Genomic DNA, 20,400 nt, shown 5'->3' with positions numbered 1-20,400 from the left:
TTTCCGCGGATTACGGCTGACGCCTAATCCGCGCTACGAATTCTCAAACCACTTTCAACTGCACCGACTTCAACTCAACGGAGTCGAATCCGGCGCTGATGGTGAAGACACCCGGTTCCACCACCCGCTTCATGTCGATATTCCAGATCGACAGATCGTCGGGCGTCAGGGTGAAGCGCACCGTCGTACTGGCCCCGGCGGCGAGCGTCACACGCTGGAACCGCTTCAGCTCCTTGATGGGCCTGGTGACCGACGCCTCTTCATCGCGCAGATAGATCTGCACCACCTGATCGGCGGTGCGCGACCCGGTATTGCGGATCGTGACGGAGATATCGACGCTGTCACCCGTGCCGATCTGGCCGCGCGACAGGGTCGGTGCGTCCATCGCAAAGGTGGAATAGGTGAGGCCGAACCCGAACGGGAACAAAGGCGTCACATCATCGAACAGGTAACCACGCCGCGCCGACGGCTTGGCATTGTAATAGACCGGAAGCTGCCCGACAGAACGCGGGATGGTGATGGGCAGCTTGCCGCCCGGCGAGACCTTGCCGAACACGACATCGGCCACGCCATTGCCCGTCTCCTGGCCCAGATACCAGCCTTCGATCAGGGCATCAGCCTTTTCCACCAGCCGGTTGACGGCCAGCGGGCGGCCATTCAGCAGCAGGATGATGACCTTCTTGCCCGTCTTGAACATGGCCTCGGCCAGATCGGACTGACGGCCATAAAGGTCCAGGCTGGCGCGGTCACCCAGATGGGTCTTGGCCCAGGCCTCGCGGCTCAGCTGCTCATTCTCGCCCAGCACCATCAGGATGGTGTCGGCCTTGGCCGCCTTGGCCACCGCCTCGGCGATCAGGGCGTCATTCTCGGCATCGGGGATTGGCTCGACCTTGTCCTCTTCCCAGACGCGTTGACGCGTCAGGCGCACGCCTTCGGCATACTCGACCTTCAGGCCCTTGCCGGCGGCGGCGGTCAGACCTTCGACCACCGACACGACCTTGCGCGGCACTTCGGAATAGCCGCCGATGGGCGTGTCCTTGGCGTGGGTGCCGACGACCAGCAAGGTGCCCGTGGCGCCGGGGTTCAGCGGCAGGGCGTTGTTGGCATTCTTCAGCAGCACCATGGACCGGGCCGCAGCCTCCCGCGCCAGGGCAATGGCGTCGGGCGTTGCTGTCAGCTTGTCCGCCACCTTGGCATCGACATAGGGGTTTTCGAACAGGCCCGCCTCGAACTTCATGCGCAGGACGCGGCGCACGGCGTCATTGATCTTGGCTTCCGAGGCCTTGCCCTCGCGCACCAGACCGGGCAGCAGCGGATAGGCCTCGCCATCCGGCAGTTCCACGTCGACCCCTGCTTCCAGCGCGCGAAGGGCGCCATCGGCCAGACCGCTGGTCATCTGGTGCACGGCATTCATTTCGCGGATCGCGAAATAATCGCTGACCAGTGCCCCCTGGAAACCCCACTCCTTGCGCAGGACCGTATCCAGCATCCACTTGTTGGCATGGCCCGGCACGCCATCAACCTCGTTATAGGAGGGCATGATGGAGCGGATGGGCAGGTTTTTGACGGCGCGTTCGAACGGCACCAGGAAGTTTTCACGCAAGGTGCGCTCGGCAATGGGGGCCGGGCCGACATTGGTGCCGCTTTCCGGCTGGCCATGGCCCGTCATGTGCTTCAGCGTGACCAGGACCTTATCCTTGGCCAGGGGCAGGGTTGTGCCCTGAAAACCCTTCATGGCGGCCAGGCCCATTTCGGAGACCAGCCACGGGTCTTCGCCATAGGTTTCCTCTGTCCGGCCCCAGCGCGGGTCGCGGACGATATCGACCACGGGGGCCAGCGCCAGATGCACGCCGCGCAGGCGCATTTCGCGCGCGGCCACGCCGAAGATACGCTCCACGAGGCCCGTATCCCAGGAACTGGCCAGCGCCATGGATTGCGGGAAGCTGGTGGCCCCGCGCGCCACGAAGCCATGCAGCGCTTCTTCGTGGAAAATCAGTGGGATGCCAAGGCGCGTCTGTTCAACGGCCCATTTCTGGGCATCGTTGACATAGGTGGCGGCCTCCAGCCCCTCACGGTTGATGATATTGGCCTTGGCGCCAGCGGCGATGGGCGCGCCATCCTTGTCCACGGCACCGACCCGGTCACCGGGACGGGAGATTTGGCCCAGCCCGTTGGGGAAGGCCTTGGCGGCGCGCTTGGCGTCGAAACCGCCCTTGTCATTATTGACCAGCTTCTTGTCCTGCCAGATGCCGATCATCTGGGCCACCTTCTCTTCCAGCGTCATGCGCGAAAGAAGGTCCTCGATCCGCTGATCGATGGGCAGGGCGGGGTTGCGGTACGGCTCCTTGCCGGCGGCAAAGGCAATGGTGGCGGGTACGGCCGCGGCGGAGGTAAGCGCCAGCAGGCTGGCGCCGAACAGTCGGCGTGACAGCTTGGGTGTCGTCACTGAATTTTCCTCCCGGTATTTTGCTCTATCGTCGCCCTCTGTCGGGGCGATGGTAGCGCTATCATTGGGTACATTGGTCAGGTTGTCAATGCGGGTGTTGGGGTGGCGTCGCTCCCTCACCCTCCCAAGCCTTGGCAGGCTTGGGCCCCTCCCTCTCCCGCAGGCGGGCGAGGGAAGAGCTTTTGGCCCCTCGCCCACGAAAGTGGGAGAGGGAGGGGCCCGTTGGCGTCAGCCAATGGGAGGGTGAGGGAGCCACGCCCCCTCATTTCACCACCGCCTCGAACGGCCCCGGCGGCTGCCGGGCGCTGTCCTGAAGGTTGCAGATGGGGCTGTCGGCCCAGCAATAGCGCACGCGAACCGCCGGCCCATTGCCCACAGGCAGCACAACAGTGTCACCCTTCAGGTCGGCATCGACGAAGCGGCAGGTGCCCGGCCCCTCGCCACACAGCTCAAACCCCAGCGGGCGGTGATAGGACAGGGCCTTCAGGCTGCCATCGATATCCGTGAAGCGCACCGACACGCTGTCGCCCGTCCGGGTAACGGCGGCGGGCAGCGGGCCGGAGGGGGCGATATTCTCCCCCAGCACCACCTTGCGCGCCGCACGGACCAGGCGCTTGGCCACGATCTGCTTGTTGGCGGGGTGGATGTCGTACCAGTCGCCCACGCCCAACGCCACGGCCAGCCCGGCCTTGGCATCGGCGGCCACCGCCGCCCGCTGGCTTTCACGCAAACTGGCCCAGCCGCTGTCCATGGGCTTTTCCTGCGGATAGCCCCATTCCGGCAGTTGCACCACCAGGAACGGCAGGTCGGCGCCCAATTGCCGGCGCCAGCCCGCCATCAGGCCGGCCAGCAGGGATTTATACTGCGTCGGCTTGGCCGTGTTGCTTTCCCCCTGGTACCAGAGGGCGGCGCGCACGCCATAGGGGCCGATGGGGGCCAGCATGGCATTGTGGATGGTGGACAGGCCGTCCACCGTGCCCCAGGGCGCATGCGGCGTGTTGCTGGTCTCCACGGGCGCTGGCCGGTACTGCCAGGGTGTGGGCAGGGTCAGCAGGCTGCCATCGGCCAGTTCGATGGCCTGCGCCTCTGCCGAACCGTACAGCCCGCCATCGCCATAGCCATCCAGGATGGCCACCGTGATGGTGTTGACGCCGGGTTTCAGCGTACCGGGCTGAAGCGGGTAGCGGCGGGGATCGCCGGGGCCGTACAGGCTGCCGACCGGGGTGCCGTTCACCCAGGTGACATCCAGATCATCGACGGGACCCAGATGCAGTGCCACGCCGGCCTTCGCCTGTTCCGCCGTCAGGGTGATGCTGGCGCGCATCCAGACAAGGCCGTTATAGGCGGCCAGTTCCGGCACGCCCCAGGTCTCCCAGGCGCGGAAGCTGGCGGGCGCGTCGCGCCAGCCCTCTCCCTGGCCCGCCGCTTCCGTCCAGGGCGTGCCCTTGCCCACCCCTTTCCACCAGTTCTGCCAGCTATCGGTGAAGCCGCGCACGCCCTCTGTCCGGTTGCTGTCATATTTGGCCAGGAAGGTCAGGTCGTCCTGATATTCCGTCTGCCGGCGCAGGTCCTCTGCCGGCATCCAGGCCTCGATGGTGGAGCCACCCCAGGCGGTGTTGATCAGGCCGACGGGCACATCCTCCAGCTTGCGCATCTCGCGCCCGAAGAAATAGCAGACGGCCGACATGTCACCCACGCTTTGCGGGGAGATCACCTGCCAGCGCACGGGCTTGGCGAAGTCGCGCTTGGGTGCCGTGGCGGTGTCGCGCTCCACATTCAGATAGCGCATCAGCGGCTGGTTGGCGCGCTGCCCCGTCTCGTTATAGGCGTCGAGCGAGCGGCGGACCTGCAACTCCATGTTCGACTGGCCGGAACAGAGATAGACATCACCGACCAGCACATCATTTGCCGCCTGTTCAGCGCTTGGGCTCTTGGCCTTCAAGGTGAAAGGCCCGCCTGCCTTCTGTGCCGGCAGGGTCGCCTGCCAGCGCCCATCCTTGCCGGCCTTGGCGGTGACCTGCGCATTGTCCAGGGTGACCGTCACCGGCTCCCCCGGCTTGGCCGTGCCCCAGACGGCAATCGGCTTGTCCCGCTGCAGCACACCATGATCCTGAAACATCGGGTGCAGCAGGGGCGCGTCGGCGGCCAGCGCGGGCAGGGGGCAGAGAAGGGTTAGGGCCAGGGCCATTGATGCCGCCCGGCCCGGCCCCCTCTCGTCATCCCGGCGAAAGCCGGGACCTAGGAGCCAAACGCCCGACCGGGACGCAGCCTTGATCGACGCCGTGTCGAGGTTTGACCCTGTGGCCCCTGGGTCCCGGCTTTCGCCGGGATGACGAAGAGAGCGGGGGGAACGAGTAGCACTCATTTGCCATCTCCCGGCGCGAAGGGGAAGGACAGGGACTGGTAGGTGGACAGGCTTTCCGGCGGTGCCTTCTCGCCCGGCGGCAGGGGCAGGCCGTTGATCGATTGCCAATAGGCAACGCTGGCATCGCGCCACCACTGGGCCTCCTTCTGCTGGATGGACAGGAAGGCGGCGGTCTGCTGCCAGCGGTCCTCATCGACCTTGCCGTGCAAGCCCTCCCAGGTGCGGCGCATGGTGGCGACGCTGTCGATACCCTTTCCATAGCGGTACAGAAGCTCGGCCCAGAGCGTGCGGCCCGTGGACAGCTTTTCCTGCCAGCCGACATGATGGAACCAGAGCAGGAATTCCGGCGGCGTGGTCTTCACCTTGTCGAACCGGTCGGCCCAGACTTTTGCATACTGGTCCACGGCCCCCGTACCCCGGCGCGTGCGGTCGAAACCGATCCCGTCCTTGGTGGCGCGGTGGTAATAGACCGATGTCCAGTCGGCGCGCGGCCCACCCGCGACCCAGGGTGCCGGACCATAGTGATGCCCGCGTCCCATCAAATGGTGCAGGCCGATGGGCGTCATGTAATCCACCACGGCCTGATGCGACGGCATCATCATGGACAGGATCGGATCGACCACCGCCGGATCGGGGCCAAAGGTGGCGGCGGTCCATTCGCGCGCAATCGCGTCCGATGTTAGCTCATGGTTCCAGGCCAGACGGCCATAGGCGTACCAGTTGGCCTGATCAAAGGTGGAGCCGGACCAGTTGCGGTCGCTGCCGATATTGGCGACGCCGGCCATGGCCGACAGCTTATGTCCGTCCAGGCTGCCATCCACCACCTTGGCGACCGTCGAACCCTTTTTCGGGCGGAAGGTGTCGGCGTCCAGCACCTCCTTCCACATCGGCGCCAGATAGGCCAGATGGGTGGCAAAGCCCAGATATTCCTTGGTGATCTGGAATTCCATCATCAGCGGCGTCTTCGGCATGGCGCCGAACAGCGGATGGAACGGCTCACGCGGCTGGAAATCGATGGCGCCGTTCTTCACCTGCACCAGGACATTGTCGCGGAACTTGCCATCCAGGGGCACGAACTCCGTATAGGCCTGTTTGGCGCGGTCGTCGGGGGTTTCGTGGCTGTAAACGAAGGCCCGCCACATGACGATGCCGCCATGCGGGGCCACGGCATCGGCCAGCATGTTTGCGCCGTCGGCATGGGTGCGGCCATAATCCTGCGGACCGGGCTGGCCTTCCGAATTGGCCTTCACCAGGAAGCCGCCGAAATCGGGGATGATGGCATAGATCTCATCCGCCTTGGCCTTCCACCACGCCGCCACGGCGGGGTCTGCCGGGTCAGCCTGGGCCAGACCGCCGATTTCCTTGGGCGCGGAAAAACGCGCCGTCAGATATATTTTGATGCCATAGGGCCGGAAAACCGCCGCCAGCGCCGCGACCTTTTCCAGATAGGGCCGGGTCAGGATGGTGGCGTTGGCATTCACATTGTTCAGGACGGTGCCATTGATGCCGACCGATGCATTGGCGCGGGCATAGTCGGTATAGCGCGGGTCCTTCCAGTCCGGCAGCTTGTGCCAGTCCCAGATCGATTCTCCCGCATAACCCCGCTCCACATACCGGTCCATATTGTCCCAGTGGTTCAGGATGCGGCGGTCAATCTTCGGCACTTCCCGCACATTCAGCGCGGCCAGTGGGGCCGTTTCCTGCGCCAGGCGCAGCAGATGGAAAACGCCATACAGCAGGCCCGTGCGCGACCCGCCAGCAATCACCGTGCGGTCGCCGACACTGCGGATGACATAGCCGTCGGGACCAAGACCGCGCAGGTCCAGGCCCAGGGCCGCGATGGCGGGATCATTGGGGGTGCCCAGCAGCACCTTGCCGCCCATGGCGACCGGCACCGGCTTGCCCAGCAGGCCCGACAGGCCGCGCGACAGCTCCACCACGGCGGTGTCATTGACATCCGCCGCCTCGATGCTGCCCAGGCGCGTTTGGGTCTGGGACAGGGGCGTGCCGGTCAGCGGTCGGAAGCGCAGCCACAGATCATAGCCGTCTTCCGCATGGGCGGAGCCCAGCAGGCCGGCGGCCAGCAGCAGTCCTGCCAGCAGGCGTGCAATCACTCGCATTTTTCCTCCCTGCCGCCGGCTCCGTTTGATGGGTGGGGCCGGTCGTTTTCTCTGTTCTGCGGGGTGGTTCCCTCACCCTCCCGAGCCTTTGCAGGCTTGGCCCCTCTCACGCCCAGTAGGCGAGGGGCTGAATTTCCACCCCTCGCCCACGAATGTGGGAGAGGGAGGGGCCCGTCGGCGCCAGCCGATGGGAGGGTGAGGGAACCACGCCGTCTTTCATGAGACTATGGTAGCGCTATCAAAATTCCGCAAGAGAGCGCCCCGATCAACTGGTATGGTAGTATGGATGTCGAAAAACGGCAACGGCCTTGTCGGCCATGGATCGCGATATTCGACGGATCATTGTCTCCCATGGTCCGGGGCGGACGCGAACTACCGGCGCAGCGGCGGAATCATTTTACCGCTAACATTCGCGCTTGACCCTTTCTGGTATGGTAGTATACATGAATGGTAACGGCAACGAGATCACTATGATTGCCGCCGACGCTCCACCCGGTGACGGGTGCGGGGTTCGGGAATGAATGACAGGGAGTGGAACGGGTGGAACGGGACCAGGAAAGGCCCGGCCTGTGGCCGATCGACATGGACAGCAATGAGCCGGTGGCGCGCCGCGTCTTCCGGGAGTTGCGCCGTGCCATTGTCCGCATGGTGTTCCTGCCGGGGCAGGCCCTTTCGGAACAGGAAATCGCCGACCAGCTGGGCGTCAGCCGTCAGCCGGTGCGGGAGGCCTTCATCAAGCTGGCGGATGCCGGCCTGTTGCAGATCAAGCCGCAGCGCGGGTCCTTCATCGTGAAGATCTCCGTCAAACAGGTCTTCGATGCCCGTTTCGTGCGTGAGGCGGTGGAAGTGGCGGTTGCGGCCCGTGCCGCGGCAGAGGCCAGCCCCCGCCATATCGAGGAATTCCGCGCCAACCTGAAACAGCAGGCGATTGCCATCGAGGATCGCGACAATGGCCGCTTCATGGAACTGGACGAGGCATTGCACCGGTCCATCGCCATGTCCGTCGGCTGTGACTATGCCTGGCGCGTGGTGGAGGAAACCAAGGCACAGATGGACCGCGTGCGGTACCTGTCCATGCCTGATGCGACACCGCTGCCGCGCCTGATCGCGCAGCATACATCCATCGTGGATGCCATTGCCGCCCATGACGCCGACGCGGCGCAGGCGGCCATGCGTCTGCACCTGCGGGAAATCCTGGCCTCTCTGCCGGAGCTGGAGAAGCGGTTCCCCGCCCTGTTCAACCATGACATTCCGGACGCGCCATAGGGCGTTTTGTCCGCCGGAGCCGCTGATGCGCATTACCAACGCCTATTGCATCGTCACCTCGCCGGGACGCAATTTCGTGACGCTGAAGATCGTCACGGATGAGGGCGTGTACGGTATCGGTGACGCGACCCTGAACGGGCGCGAGCTGGCGGTGGAATCCTATCTGACCAATCATGTCATCCCCTGCCTGATCGGTCGCGACCCGCATCAGATCGAGGATATCTGGCAGTATCTCTATAAGGGCGCCTATTGGCGGCGCGGGCCGGTCACCATGTCGGCCATCGCGGCTATTGATACCGCGCTGTGGGATATCAAGGCCAAGGCGGCCAACATGCCGCTCTATCAGCTGCTGGGCGGGAAAAGCCGCGACGGCGTCATGGTCTATAGCCATGCCAATGGCCGTGACATCGAAGAGGCAATGGACCGTGTGGCCCAGTACAAGGAGAAGGGCTTCAAGGCCATCCGCGTGCAGGCCGGCGTGCCGGGCCTGGACAAGGTCTATGGCGTGCCCAAGGGCGGTTCGTACGAACCCGCTATCCGCGCCACCGTGCCGGATGAAAGCCTGTGGGCCACCGAGCCCTATCTGGATTTCGCGCCCAAGCTGTTCGCGGCGGCGCGCGACCGGTTCGGCTGGGATCTGCATCTGCTGCATGATGTGCATCACCGCCTGACGCCGATCGAGGCGGCGCGGCTGGGCAAGTCGCTGGAACCCTATCGCCTGTTCTGGATGGAGGACCCGACGCCGGCGGAAAACCAGGAGGCGTTCCGCCTGATTCGCCAGCATACGGTCACACCGGTGGCGGTGGGGGAGGTGTTCAACTCCATCCATGATTGCCGCGAGCTGATCCAGAACCAGCTGATCGACTATATCCGCGCCACCATCGTGCATGCCGGCGGCATCACGCATCTGCGCCGCATCGCGGCGCTGGCCGAACTGTATCAGGTGCGCACCGGCTTCCATGGCGCCACCGACCTGTCGCCCGTCTGCATGGGGGCGGCCCTGCATTTTGATACCTGGGTCCCGAATTTCGGCATCCAGGAATACATGATCCACGCGCCGGAAACCGACGCGGTCTTCCCCCACGCCTACAGCTTCAAGGATGGCTACCTGCATCCCGGCGAAGCCCCCGGCCATGGGGTGGATATCGATGAGGAACTGGCAAAGAAGTACCCCTACACGCAAGCCTACCTGCCGGTCGCCAGACTGCGGGATGGCAGCATGTGGGATTGGTGAGTTTGCATTGCCCCGTCCGTTTTTTCCGTCATCCCGGCGAAAGCCGGGACCCAGGAGCCACAGGAAAGACCTCTCAGCTGCGTTGATCGACACAGCCACGAGGTTGGGTTTGGGACCCCTGGGTCCCGGCTTTCGCCGGGATGACGAAAGTTAAGGAGAGGCGAGGATTTTTGGCTGTTGCACCCGTTTCCCCACCGTCGCACCCCCGCGCCGGTGAACGCCTTTGCTTTACCCGAAGGAACCGCCTGCTGATGCCCACCACCCCCCGCCTTGGCCGACGTTGGATCGTTGTGGCGCTGCTGTTCGCGGCCACGGTGATCAATTATGTCGACCGGCAGATGCTGGGCCTGCTGAAGCCGACCTTGTCGGTGGAGTTCGGGTGGACGGAGACGGATTACGCCGACATCGTCTTCGTGTTCCAGGCCGCCTACGCCGTCTGTTACCTGCTGTTCGGGCGGTTCATCGATGTGATCGGTGCCCGCTGGGGCTATGCCATGGCCTTCACGGTCTGGAACCTGGCCCATATCGCCCATGCCGCAGCATCGACCCTGGCGCAGTTCATGGCGGCGCGCCTGTTTCTGGGTGCCGGTGAGGCGGGGAATTTCCCCGCCGGCCTGAAGGCCGTGGCCGACTGGTTCCCCAAGCAGGAACGGGCGCTGGCGGTTGGCGTGTTCAATGCCGGGGCCAATATCGGCGCCATCATCACGCCGCTGATCGTGCCTGTCATCACCATCACCTGGGGCTGGCAGGCGGCGTTTGTGGTGACGGGTCTCTTGTCCTTCGTCTGGCTGGCCGCTTGGCTCGCCTTCTACCGCACGCCCGATCAGCATAAGGGTGTGACGGCGGAAGAACTGGCGCATATCCGCTCCGACCCCGCCGATCCGTCGGGCAAGGTCGGCTGGGGCGTGCTGGTCACGCGGCGAGAGACCTGGGCCTATGCGCTGGCCAAGTTCCTGACCGATCCCGTCTGGTGGCTGTTCCTGTTCTGGCTGCCCGACTTCCTGCACCGCACCTATGGGCTGGACCTGAAAGGGTTCGGGCCGCCGCTGGTCGCCATCTACATCCTGTCGGATGTGGGGTCGGTGGCGGGCGGCTGGCTGTCCTCGCGCATGATGCGGGGCGGGGTGCCGCTGAACCGGGCGCGCAAAACGGCCATGCTGGTCTGTGCCGCCTGCGTCCTGCCGGTCGTCTTTGCCACATCGGCTGCCGAACTGTGGGTGGCGGTGCTGATCCTGGGGCTGGCGACCGCCGGGCACCAGGGTTTTTCCGCCAATCTGCTGACCCTGCCCTCCGACCTGTTTCCCCGTGCTGCCGTCGCGTCGGTGGTGGGGATCGGCGGCATGGCCGGGGCCGTGGGCGGCATGCTGATGTCCAAGTTTACGGGATGGGTGCTGGATAGCACAGGCAGCTACACGCCCATCCTGCTGGTGGCCGCCGGTGCCTATCCGCTGGCCTTGTTGTTCCTGCATCTGCTGTCGCCGCGCCTGACACCGGCGGCGATCGGCGACGGCGGCGGGCCGTAACCCGTCCGGTTTTACCGGATGCATGCCCACCCGAACGGGGGGCTGCATCCAAAAATGGTAGCGGTATCAGTATCAAACCAAGGCCGCCCTGGAGCGGCCAACCCTGAGGGAGGGAGTTATCATGAGTTTGAAGGAAACGCGTCTCACTAAACTGTCCCACAAGGCCGTCCTGCTGATGGCCACCTGCCTGACGGCGGGTGCCTTCCTGCCGGCCCAGGCACAGACCGTGACGGGCGGCAACAGCGGCGATACGCTGGAAGAGATCGTGGTGACCGGCTTCCGGTCCAGCCTTGCCAATTCCACCAATGACAAGCGCAACGCCACCGGCTTCCAGGACAGCATCTTTGCCGAGGATATCGGCAAGTTCCCGGACACCAACATCGCCGAAAGCTTTAACCGCGTCCCCGGCATCACCATCAACCGCGAAGTGTCGGGCGAAGGCATCTCCATCGCCATTCGCGGCCTGGGCACCAATTTCACCAAGGTGCTGCTGAATGGCGCCCCCGTTGCCGTGGCCTCCACGGGCCGCACCGACGCACAGAGCACCAACCGCGAGGTCGATCTGGACATGTTCCCCACGGAACTGTTCACGCAGCTGACCGTGTCGAAAAGCCCGAACGCCGGCATGGTTGAGGGCGGTGCCGCCGGTACCGTCAACATGCGCAGCGCCCGTCCCTTTGACAGCGACGGCCCGCGCGTCAGCTATTCCCTGCAGACCACCAAGAACAGCGAGGCCGACAAGTGGGGTGGCCGCGCCTCTGCCCTGGCCAGCAATACCTGGGGCAATTTCGGCGCCCTGATCGGTGTCGCCGGGGTCCGCAATCAGGTCAGCACGCCGGGCTTTGAGACCATCGGCTGGACCAATGCCAACCTGTCGGCGGCCCAGTGCGGTGCCACGACCGGCTGTAACAGCACGGGTGGCGGCAACTGGACCATTCCGGCCACCGTTCCGGCCAATGCCGGCAATGGCCTGGTCGCCGGCTCCACGCTGGACCGTGCCGCCCTGCTGGCACTCAACCCCGGCCTGACCATCCAGCAGCTGGATAATGCCATCATCCCGCGCCTGGGCCGCCCGGCGGAGATTTTCGGTACCCGTGACCGCGTCAGCGCCGTTGCGGCGTTCGAGCTGCACGCCACCGAGGATCTGCATTTCTATGTCGACAGCCTGTACGGCAAGAAGAAGAACGACCTGGAACGCGTGGACATGAACTGGGTCGGCCGCAACGGTGCGGCGATCCCGATCAACATGAAGGTGGACCGTACCGACTGCTCCGCCGGCTGCGTGGTGACCGAGGGCACCTTCGCCAATTCCCAGTTCTTCCTGGAATACCGTCCCTTCTTTGAGGACACGGAATTCTATGGCGTCAATCCCGGCTTCGATTATCAGATCACCGATAATCTGAAGTTCGACATGCAGGCGAACTACACCAAGTCCACCTTCCACCGTGAATCGCCCACTGTCGGCCCGCTGACGCCCGCCAGCTCCGGCGTGACCGTCACCTACAAGAACAATGGCGGTGTCCCCGACATCTCCAGCAATGTCGACCTGAACGATCCCAAGCAGTTCGGCTGGCCCGGTGGCCGCGTCAACATGCAGGACGAACGCCGCACGACCGAAACCAAGGGCGCGCGCGCCAATGTCACCTGGGGTGATGAAAGCCTTAACCTGAAGGTCGGCGGCGCCTGGGACGACGTGTCCCGCCGCATCCGCGCCTATGACAACAGCCAGGCCTGGCAGAATGCCGTCTGCGGCAACAACCCGTCGGTCTTCCTGCCCAGCCCCAACACCCAGCCGCCCTGCAACGGCCTGAACCAGCCGGGTGCGGCGCCTGCCGGCTATCCCACTTATCCGGGCTATGGCACGGGCTATACGGCGGGCAAGACGGGTGGCGTCACCTATGCCGGCTCGCTGATCCCCAACGCGTCCTTCGCCAACTATCTGAAGCCGGGCAAGTTCGGCTTCCTGACGGTCGATTGGGACAAGTTCAAGACCGACAGCAAGTATGACCAGTTCCACGATGCAACGCCGGAGGCCGGTTCGTCGAACACCGGTGCCTCGGGCGGCTTCATCGGTGAAGAGACGCTTGGCGCCTATGGCGAGGTGAACGGCATCCGTCAGATCGACGGCCAGGATCTGCGCTTCAATGTCGGCATGCGCTGGGTCCAGACCGACCAGAAGGTGGGGGGCCGCGTCAGCCTGCCCGACCCGCGCAACACCAATGCGGCGGGTGTCCAGATCGCCGATGGCTCGCGTTATCCCAACGTGACGAACTTCGTCTATATCAAGAACAAGTACGACAACTGGCTGCCCTCGGCGTCCGCCGCCTATAACGTGGCTGACAATGCCGTGGTCCGTGCCGCCCTGTCGCGCACCATGACCCGTCCGGACCCGAATGCACAGCTGCCGGGCCTGAACTTCTCCGGCCCGTCCGCCGATGTCGGCTCGGTCGGCAACTCTGCCCTGGCCCCGTACATCTCGGAAAATATCGATCTGGGCTTTGAATATTACACGGGCCGTGAGGGTTATGTCGGTATCGCCGCCTTCCGCAAGGCCATCACCGGCTTCACCGTGAACGGGTCCAATACCGTGCCGTTCGCGGCCCTGGCCGCCTATGGCGTCACCTATGACACCCTGTCGCCGACGCAGCAGGCCGCCATCAATTCCCGTGGCGGTCCCGGCACGGCCACGGTCGTGTTGCAGCAGCAGGTGAATGCCGAAGGCCGCCTGACCGTCAATGGTCTGGAATTCAACTGGGTGCAGCCGCTGGACTTCCTGCTGGAAGATGTGGTGCCCGGCCTTGGCTTCATCGCCAATGCCACCATCATCGACCAGAAGGGCAAGGGTGCCGCCCCGGCGGTCGCCATCGGTGTGGCCGAATACACCTACAACGTCACCGGCTATTATGAGCATGGCGGCGTTTCGGCCCGCATCTCGCAGACCTTCACCAAGGGTTCGCAGACCAGCGGTCTGAACCAGAACGGCATCCCCGCCGCCGCCTTGTTCAGCGACGATTACCGGCAGTGGGATTTCTCCTCCAGCCTGGATCTGAACGAGATCACGGGCTCGACGGGCCTGCCGCAGCTGACCTTTGACGTGACCAACCTCTCGAACGCGAAGCAGCGCAGCTACTTCCAGTTCGACAATGCCACCTTCACCTCCTACACGCCGGGCCGGACCTTCATGATCGGCCTGCGTGGTCGCCTGTAAGTTTCCTCCCTTGAGTACAAGGTCGGAAATCTCCCCGATGCCGACCTAACTGGCGGCCCGCTCCGGCGGGCCGCTATCTTTTTGGGCGTGTGTCGGTCCCTCACCCTCCCAAACGCTGGCGCGTTCGGGCCCCTCCCTCTCCCGCCAGCGGGCGAGGGGCGAAAATTTCTTCCCTCGCCCACGAACGTGGGAGAGGGAGGGGCCCAAGCCTGCAAAGGCTCGGGAGGGTGAGGGAACCACGCAGAAAAGCCCCAACAACCCCGTTTCCCCCCGCATCTCAGCCTGCTATGATACCGCTAACAATAATCAAAGCCCTGGGAGATGCCCTATGAACCCCTACCTGTCCCGGCGTCAGGTCCTGACGACCGCCCTGGCCGCGTCCGCCGCTGCCGCATTGCCCGCCTTCGCCGCCGCCGCCGGCCCCTCTCTGAACGATCTGGCCGTGGCGACGGGCCGGCGGTTCGGGTCCTGTGTGGGGACGGGGCGGCCCGGCACCCTGACCGGGTCCTTCGCCGATCCCGCCTATCGCGACCTGCTGGTGGCCGAATGCGGGCTGCTGGTGCCGGAGAATGAGCTGAAATGGGGCGCGCTGCGCCCGGCGGCGGATGTCTTCACCTTTGACCGGGCGGAAAAGCTGCTGGCCTTTGCCAAGGAGAAGAACCTGGCTTTCCGGGGTCACACCCTGCTCTGGCACCATGTGAAATGGCTGCCCGACTGGCTGAACAGCCATAATTTCGGGTCCGACCCTGTGAAGGGGGTGGAAAAGATGCTGACCGACCATGTCGCCATGGTGGCGGGGTCCTACAAGGATCGCATCACCTCCTGGGATGTAGTGAATGAGGCGGTGGATGCCGATACCGGCCTGATGCGCGAAACCGCCTTCACCCGCCATGTGCCGGCGGAAAAGGTGCTGGACATCACCTTCCACAAGGCGCGCGAAGTCCTGCCCCAGGGGCAGCTTGTCTATAATGATTACATGAGCTGGGAACCCGGCCATGCCAAGCATCGCGACGGGGTGCTGCGCCTGCTGGAGGGGTTCCGCAAGCGTGGCACGCCGGTCGATGCGTTGGGTGTGCAGTCGCATATCATGGTGGTCGATGGCGGCCCCAAATATGAGGAAGCGGCCTGGAAGCGCTTCATCGATGAGGTGGTGGGCATGGGCTATGACCTGCTGATCACCGAGTTCGACGTGAATGACAAGGGCCTGCCCGCCGACATCGCGGCCCGCGACAAGGGGGTGGCCGACTATGCCCGCGCCTATCTGGACATGATGCTGTCCTATAAACAGACGGGCGATGTCCTGGCCTGGGGCATGGTCAATAAATATTCCTGGCTGCAGGGCTTCACCCCGCGTGCCGACAAGCAGAAGCAGCGCTGCTGCCCCTATGACGACGCGTTCCAGCCCACGCCGTTGCGCGAAGCGATTGCGGCCTCCCTGCGCGGTGCGGTGAAATACAAATGAACGTAGGTCAGGTCGAGGGGCGGCAGCCCCGAGCCCTGACAGATATGGATCAAAAGCCGTTTCTGTCAGGGCGCGCCTTCGGCTCGACCTGACCTACGGCTGCTGCCGCCAGCAACCATTCACGAAAGGCGACCAAGGGGCCATAGGCTTCCCGGTCGGCGGGGTAGACGAGGTGGTAACCGCCATCGGTTGCCATCTCCCCGCCCGGCAGACGCAGCAGTTCCCCCGCCGCCAGTTCATCGCGCACCAAGAAATCCGGTACCAGGGCCGCCCCCAGTCCCGCCACGGCGGCGCGGATGACCAGCAGGAACTGTTCAAACACCAGCACAGGCTGATCGCCCATGTGGCGCACCCCGTGCGAGGCGAACCAGCGGTCCCAGCCATCGGGCCGCGTTTCCTGCTGCAACAGCGGCAGGGTGGCGACATCCGCCGGACCCGCCATGGCCCGCCCGCGCAGCAGGGCAGGGGACGCCACGGCCAGCAGCACCTCCCCCATGAACCGATGGCCGATCAGGCCGGGCGCCATGGGCGGGCTGGCCATGATGGCCGCATCAATCCCCTCCGCCCGTGGATCAAACGGGCGGACGCGGGTGGAGAAATTGATGGTCACATCGCGGTGCCGGGCGAAAAAATCACCCATGCGCGGGATCAGCCAGCGCGCGCCGAAGGTGGGCAGGATGGCCAAATCCAGGGTGCCGCCATCCCCGTCAAAGGCGATGGTGCGCGCCGCCGCATGGCCCAGCCGGCCCAGGATATCCCGCGCCTGATCCGCGAAATAACGTCCCGCCGGCGTCAGCACCACCCGCTGCCGCACCCGCGTGAACAGCGTCACGCCCAGCATGCCCTCCAACTGCGCCACCTGCCGGCTGACGGCACCCTGGGTCTGGTTCAGCTCCTGTGCCGCCGCCGTGAATCCGCCAAGTCGGGCAGCGGCCTCAAAGGCGATCAGGGCGGCGGTGCTGGGGATCAGGCGACGGGCATACATGGGGGGCCTTGCGGGGTATTCTGGGGCGTCGCTCCCTCACCCACCCATCGGCTGGCGCCGACGGGCCCCTCCCTCTCCCACCTCCGTGGGCGAGGGGCAGAAATTTAGCCCCTCGCCCGCATCGCGGGAGAGGGAGGGGCCCGAACGCGTCAGCGTTTGGGAGGGTGAGGGAACCACATTCATGCGTCTTCCTCACTCAATACCGCCAAACTACACATTTTTCACCATACTTAATGATAATATCTCATCAACTTGGTGACGAAACATGGTTTGCGCTCCGTCCCCTTCCCGCGTATCGCTGTTCTTCTCCGACCTTTCGACAATGGGGTTCCGCTATGGCTGGCACGGCCGCGTTCCACTGGGATGACGCTTTCCTTCTGAATGAGCAGCTGACGGAAGAGGAGCGGATGATCCGGGACAGCGCCTATGCCTATGCCCAGGAAAAGCTGCAACCCCGCGTGCGTCAGGCGTTTGAGAAGGAGCAGACCGACCCCGCCATCTTCAAGGAGATGGGCGATATGGGCCTTCTGGGCGTGACCGTTTCGCCCGAATATGGCGGGGCCGGTGTCGGCTATGTCGCCTATGGGCTGGTCGCGCGCGAGGTGGAGCGGGTGGATAGCGGCTATCGCTCCATGATGAGCGTGCAATCCTCGCTGGTCATGTACCCGATCGAGGCCTATGGCAGCGAGGCGCAGAAGCGCAAATATCTGCCCAAGCTGGCGTCGGGCGAATGGATCGGCTGTTTCGGCCTGACCGAACCCGATGCCGGGTCCGACCCTGCCGGCATGCGCACCCGTGCGGAAAAGGTGGCCGATGGCTACCGTCTGACCGGGTCCAAGATGTGGATCACCAATTCGCCCTTCGCCGATGTCTTCGTGGTCTGGGCCAAGTCCGACGCCCATGACGGCGCCATCCGGGGCTTCATCCTGGAAAAGGGCATGAAGGGCCTGTCCGCGCCGAAGATCGAGGGCAAGCTGTCTCTGCGTGCCTCCCTGACGGGCGAGATCGTGATGGATGGCGTGGTGGTGCCGGAAGATGCCATCCTGCCCAATGTGTCGGGCCTGAAGGGTCCCTTCGGCTGCCTGAACCGCGCGCGTTACGGCATCTCCTGGGGCGCGATGGGTGCCGCGGAGGCCTGCTTCCATGCCGCCCGCACCTACACGCTGGACCGCAAGCAGTTCGGCAAGCCGCTGGCCGCCACGCAGTTGGTGCAGAAGAAGCTGGCCGACATGCTGACCGACATCACGCTGGGCCTGCAGGGGTCCTTGCGTCTGGGCCGTCTTTTCGAAGCCGGACAGATGGCGCCGGAAATGATTTCGCTTATGAAACGAAACAATTGCGGCAAGGCCCTGGACATTGCCCGTCAGGCCCGCGACATGCATGGCGGCAACGGCATCTCCGGCGAGTTTGACGTGATCCGCCACATGGTGAACCTGGAAACCGTCAACACCTATGAAGGCACGCATGACGTCCACGCCCTGATCTTGGGCCGGGCGATCACCGGCATTCAGGCGTTTTTCTAAGGATCTGGTGCTCCCTCACCCTCCCAAACGCGGACGCGTTCGGGCCCCTCCCTCTCCCGCGACGCGGGCGAGGGGCTTAAATTCCAACCCTCGCCCACGAAGGTGGGAGAGGGAGGGGCCCATCGCTGCCAAGCGATGGGAGGGTGAGGGCAACACGCCTACCACTGCACACCCCCGGAGCCTCTCCATGCAAGCCGCCCTTGACGGTATCCGCGTCCTTGATCTGTCCCGCATCCTGGCTGGTCCCTGGGCCACACAGATGCTGGGTGATTTCGGGGCCGAAATCATCAAGGTGGAACGACCGGGGGAGGGGGATGACACCCGCCGCTGGGGGCCCCCCTTCGTGGACGGCCCCGACAGCCCGTCCGCCTATTTCCTGACCGCCAACCGCAACAAGCGCTCCATCGCGGTGGATTTCACCACGCCCGACGGGCAGGCCATCATCCGCGATCTGGCCCGCAGCGCCGATGTGGTGGTGGAGAATTACAAGGTCGGGGGTCTTGCCAAGTATGGGCTGGATTATGACAGCCTGTCGGTCCTCAACCCCCGCCTGATCTATTGCTCCATCACCGGCTTCGGTCAGGACGGCCCCTATGCGCAACGCCTGGGCTATGATTTCCTGATCCAGGGGATGAGCGGGCTCATGAGTGTCACCGGCAGCCCCGATGGCGGACCCGCCAAGGCTGGCGTGGCGCTGGCCGATATCATCACCGGTCTTTATGCCGGCAACGCCATTCTGGCCGCCCTGCATCATCGTGACCGCACGGGCCAGGGGCAGCGGATCGATGTGGCCCTGCTGGATTGCATGCTGGCCGCCATGGCCAATCAGGCGCTGAACGTGCTGGTATCGGGCCGCGACCCAAGGCGGATGGGCAATGGCCACCCCTCCATCGTGCCCTATGACATGTTCGCCGTGGCCGATGGCCATATCAATCTGGCCGTCGGCAATGACCGGCAGTTCCAGCGCCTGTGCGAGGTGCTGGACGTGGCGGACCTGGGCACGGATGACCGGTTCGCCACCAACCGCGCCCGTGTCGCCAACCGTGTGGAACTGACGGCGCTGCTCACCGCCCGCCTGACGACGCGACCCGGGGCGGAATGGCTGGACGCGCTGGAGGCGGCGGATGTACCCGCCGGCCCCATCAACAGCCTGTCCGCCGCCTTCGCCGACCCGCAGGTGCGCCATCGCGGCATGGCGCTGACCATGCAGCATCCCACCGCTGGCCCCGTGCCGGGCGTTGCCAGCCCCGTGAAGTTCGGCACCTCCCCCGTGGTGGAAAGCCAGGCGCCGCCAGACCTGGGCGCCGATACCGACCGGGTTCTGTCGGACCTGCTGGGCCTGGATGCCGGTCGCATCACCCTGCTGCGGGCGGCGGGGGTTGTCGGTTAGGTCATATGACCCCTCGCCAGTCTGATCCGGAAATGCTACCCGTAATGGGTGCCGACATCCGGTAGACGACAACAGCAGGGTGCAAATGACTGACCAGTCCGCCTTTGCCAACCCGTTCCAGGGCATGGCCTCCTATCAGACTGACCTGTTCATTCCACGCTATACCTTGTCGTCCCAGGGGCGCTGGAATTTGCGGACGGCGCCGTTCAGCATCAGCTCCGGCTACTGGACCCCAGCCATGCCGGTGCTCGACAATGGTGGCCCTTATCCGCGATGGCGAGACCTGGATGTCGACGGCGCCTATGGAGCTGGAAAGTCAGGAGATCGGCATCCGCCATGCCGGCGGCCATGTGCTGATCTATGGCATGGGCATGGGCTGGTGTGCCGTCAATTGTGCCCTGCTACCGGCTGTCACGCGGGTGACGGTGGTGGAACTGGACCCCGACATTCTCGGACTGCATCGGGAACTGGATCTGGCCTCCCAGTTGCCGGCGGATGCCGGATATCTGGCTGCCGCTGATGAATGACACGCGGGTGGAAGAGGTGCAGCGGATGCAGGAAAAGGTGAAGGCCGCCCGCGTCTATTTCTGGGGGCAGGAACTGGAACTGGCCCGTCATGCGGTCGCGGCGGGGCGGGCGCTGGATGATGCCGGCATTGCCACCACGGCGGCCGATTTCGGCCTACGCCTGCTGGGACCGGAACTGCCGGATTACACGGCCCGGCTGCGTGCCGCCGCGCGTTAGCACATGCGGGGCCGCTGGCTGCCCGGCCCGCCACCGCCCGCCGATCTTTAAGGGCGGCTTTACACCAGCGGCATAAATGGCTGACCGTTGATGTCACTACCGAGACTTCATCGTAGCGGGGGGGGGGGGGGCGG

General features: G+C 64.7%; 13 protein-coding genes. 9 read left to right on the top strand and 4 right to left on the bottom strand.

Annotation, left to right across the window (positions count from 1 at the left end; translation table 11 throughout):
- Positions 1 to 43: 43 nt before the first annotated feature.
- From ACODSP_RS19920 to ACODSP_RS19910, 3 genes are all read right to left on the bottom strand, one after another.
- On the bottom strand, positions 44 to 2,446 hold the full coding sequence (locus ACODSP_RS19920) for a glycoside hydrolase family 3 N-terminal domain-containing protein (RefSeq protein ID WP_488967293.1): 2,403 nt from the start codon (positions 2,444 to 2,446) through the stop codon (positions 44 to 46).
- Positions 2,447 to 2,708: 262 nt separating this feature from the next.
- Entirely contained in the window at positions 2,709 to 4,634 is a 1,926-nt protein-coding gene (locus ACODSP_RS19915) for a sialate O-acetylesterase (protein WP_488967292.1), read from the bottom strand.
- Between the two features lie 173 nt (positions 4,635 to 4,807).
- Complete coding sequence (locus ACODSP_RS19910; protein WP_488967291.1) at positions 4,808 to 6,931, bottom strand: alpha-glucuronidase family glycosyl hydrolase; 2,124 nt, start codon at positions 6,929 to 6,931, stop codon at positions 4,808 to 4,810.
- A gap of 540 nt (positions 6,932 to 7,471) precedes the next feature.
- Here ACODSP_RS19910 and ACODSP_RS19905 point away from each other — a divergent pair.
- The 5 genes from ACODSP_RS19905 to ACODSP_RS19885 all read left to right on the top strand — a co-directional run bounded on the left by ACODSP_RS19905 (position 7,472) and on the right by ACODSP_RS19885 (position 15,624).
- The gene (locus ACODSP_RS19905) at positions 7,472 to 8,197 is read left to right on the top strand and encodes a GntR family transcriptional regulator (RefSeq protein ID WP_488967290.1); all 726 of its coding nucleotides are present in this window, start codon (positions 7,472 to 7,474) and stop codon (positions 8,195 to 8,197) included.
- A 25-nt stretch (positions 8,198 to 8,222) separates the two neighbouring features.
- Positions 8,223 to 9,431 (top strand): D-mannonate dehydratase ManD, encoded by a 1,209-nt coding sequence (gene manD, locus ACODSP_RS19900; protein WP_488967289.1) that lies wholly within the window; start codon positions 8,223 to 8,225, stop codon positions 9,429 to 9,431.
- A gap of 251 nt (positions 9,432 to 9,682) precedes the next feature.
- On the top strand, positions 9,683 to 10,954 hold the full coding sequence (locus ACODSP_RS19895; RefSeq protein WP_488967288.1) for an MFS transporter: 1,272 nt from the start codon (positions 9,683 to 9,685) through the stop codon (positions 10,952 to 10,954).
- A 121-nt stretch (positions 10,955 to 11,075) separates the two neighbouring features.
- The gene (locus tag ACODSP_RS19890; RefSeq protein WP_488967287.1) at positions 11,076 to 14,162 is read left to right on the top strand and encodes a TonB-dependent receptor; all 3,087 of its coding nucleotides are present in this window, start codon (positions 11,076 to 11,078) and stop codon (positions 14,160 to 14,162) included.
- A 328-nt stretch (positions 14,163 to 14,490) separates the two neighbouring features.
- Positions 14,491 to 15,624 (top strand): endo-1,4-beta-xylanase, encoded by a 1,134-nt coding sequence (locus tag ACODSP_RS19885; protein WP_488967286.1) that lies wholly within the window; start codon positions 14,491 to 14,493, stop codon positions 15,622 to 15,624.
- 49 nt (positions 15,625 to 15,673) lie between these two features.
- On the opposite strand, the gene ACODSP_RS19880 is transcribed toward ACODSP_RS19885, so the two are convergent.
- Positions 15,674 to 16,609: a LysR substrate-binding domain-containing protein gene (locus ACODSP_RS19880; RefSeq protein WP_488967285.1), complete on the bottom strand. Its 936-nt coding sequence runs from the start codon at positions 16,607 to 16,609 to the stop codon at positions 15,674 to 15,676.
- Between the two features lie 335 nt (positions 16,610 to 16,944).
- Between ACODSP_RS19880 and ACODSP_RS19875 the strand changes: the two genes are divergently transcribed.
- From ACODSP_RS19875 to ACODSP_RS19860, 4 genes are all read left to right on the top strand, one after another.
- Positions 16,945 to 18,132, top strand: a complete 1,188-nt coding sequence (locus tag ACODSP_RS19875; RefSeq protein ID WP_488967284.1) for an acyl-CoA dehydrogenase — start codon at positions 16,945 to 16,947, stop codon at positions 18,130 to 18,132.
- A 187-nt stretch (positions 18,133 to 18,319) separates the two neighbouring features.
- Entirely contained in the window at positions 18,320 to 19,522 is a 1,203-nt protein-coding gene (locus ACODSP_RS19870; RefSeq protein WP_488967283.1) for a CaiB/BaiF CoA transferase family protein, read from the top strand.
- A 287-nt stretch (positions 19,523 to 19,809) separates the two neighbouring features.
- Positions 19,810 to 20,049, top strand: coding sequence for a hypothetical protein (locus ACODSP_RS19865; protein ID WP_488967282.1), 240 nt, complete (start codon positions 19,810 to 19,812; stop codon positions 20,047 to 20,049).
- A complete protein-coding gene (locus ACODSP_RS19860) occupies positions 20,042 to 20,266 on the top strand; it encodes a hypothetical protein (RefSeq protein ID WP_488967281.1) in 225 nt (74 codons plus the stop codon). Before ACODSP_RS19865 ends, ACODSP_RS19860 begins: the two co-directional genes overlap by 8 nt.
- Positions 20,267 to 20,400 lie beyond the last annotated feature (134 nt).

Source organism: Niveispirillum sp. FG156 (genome assembly GCF_057809555.1).
The sequence above is the reverse complement of the archived record's forward strand: the minus strand, read 5'-3'. Positions and strand labels throughout refer to the sequence as shown.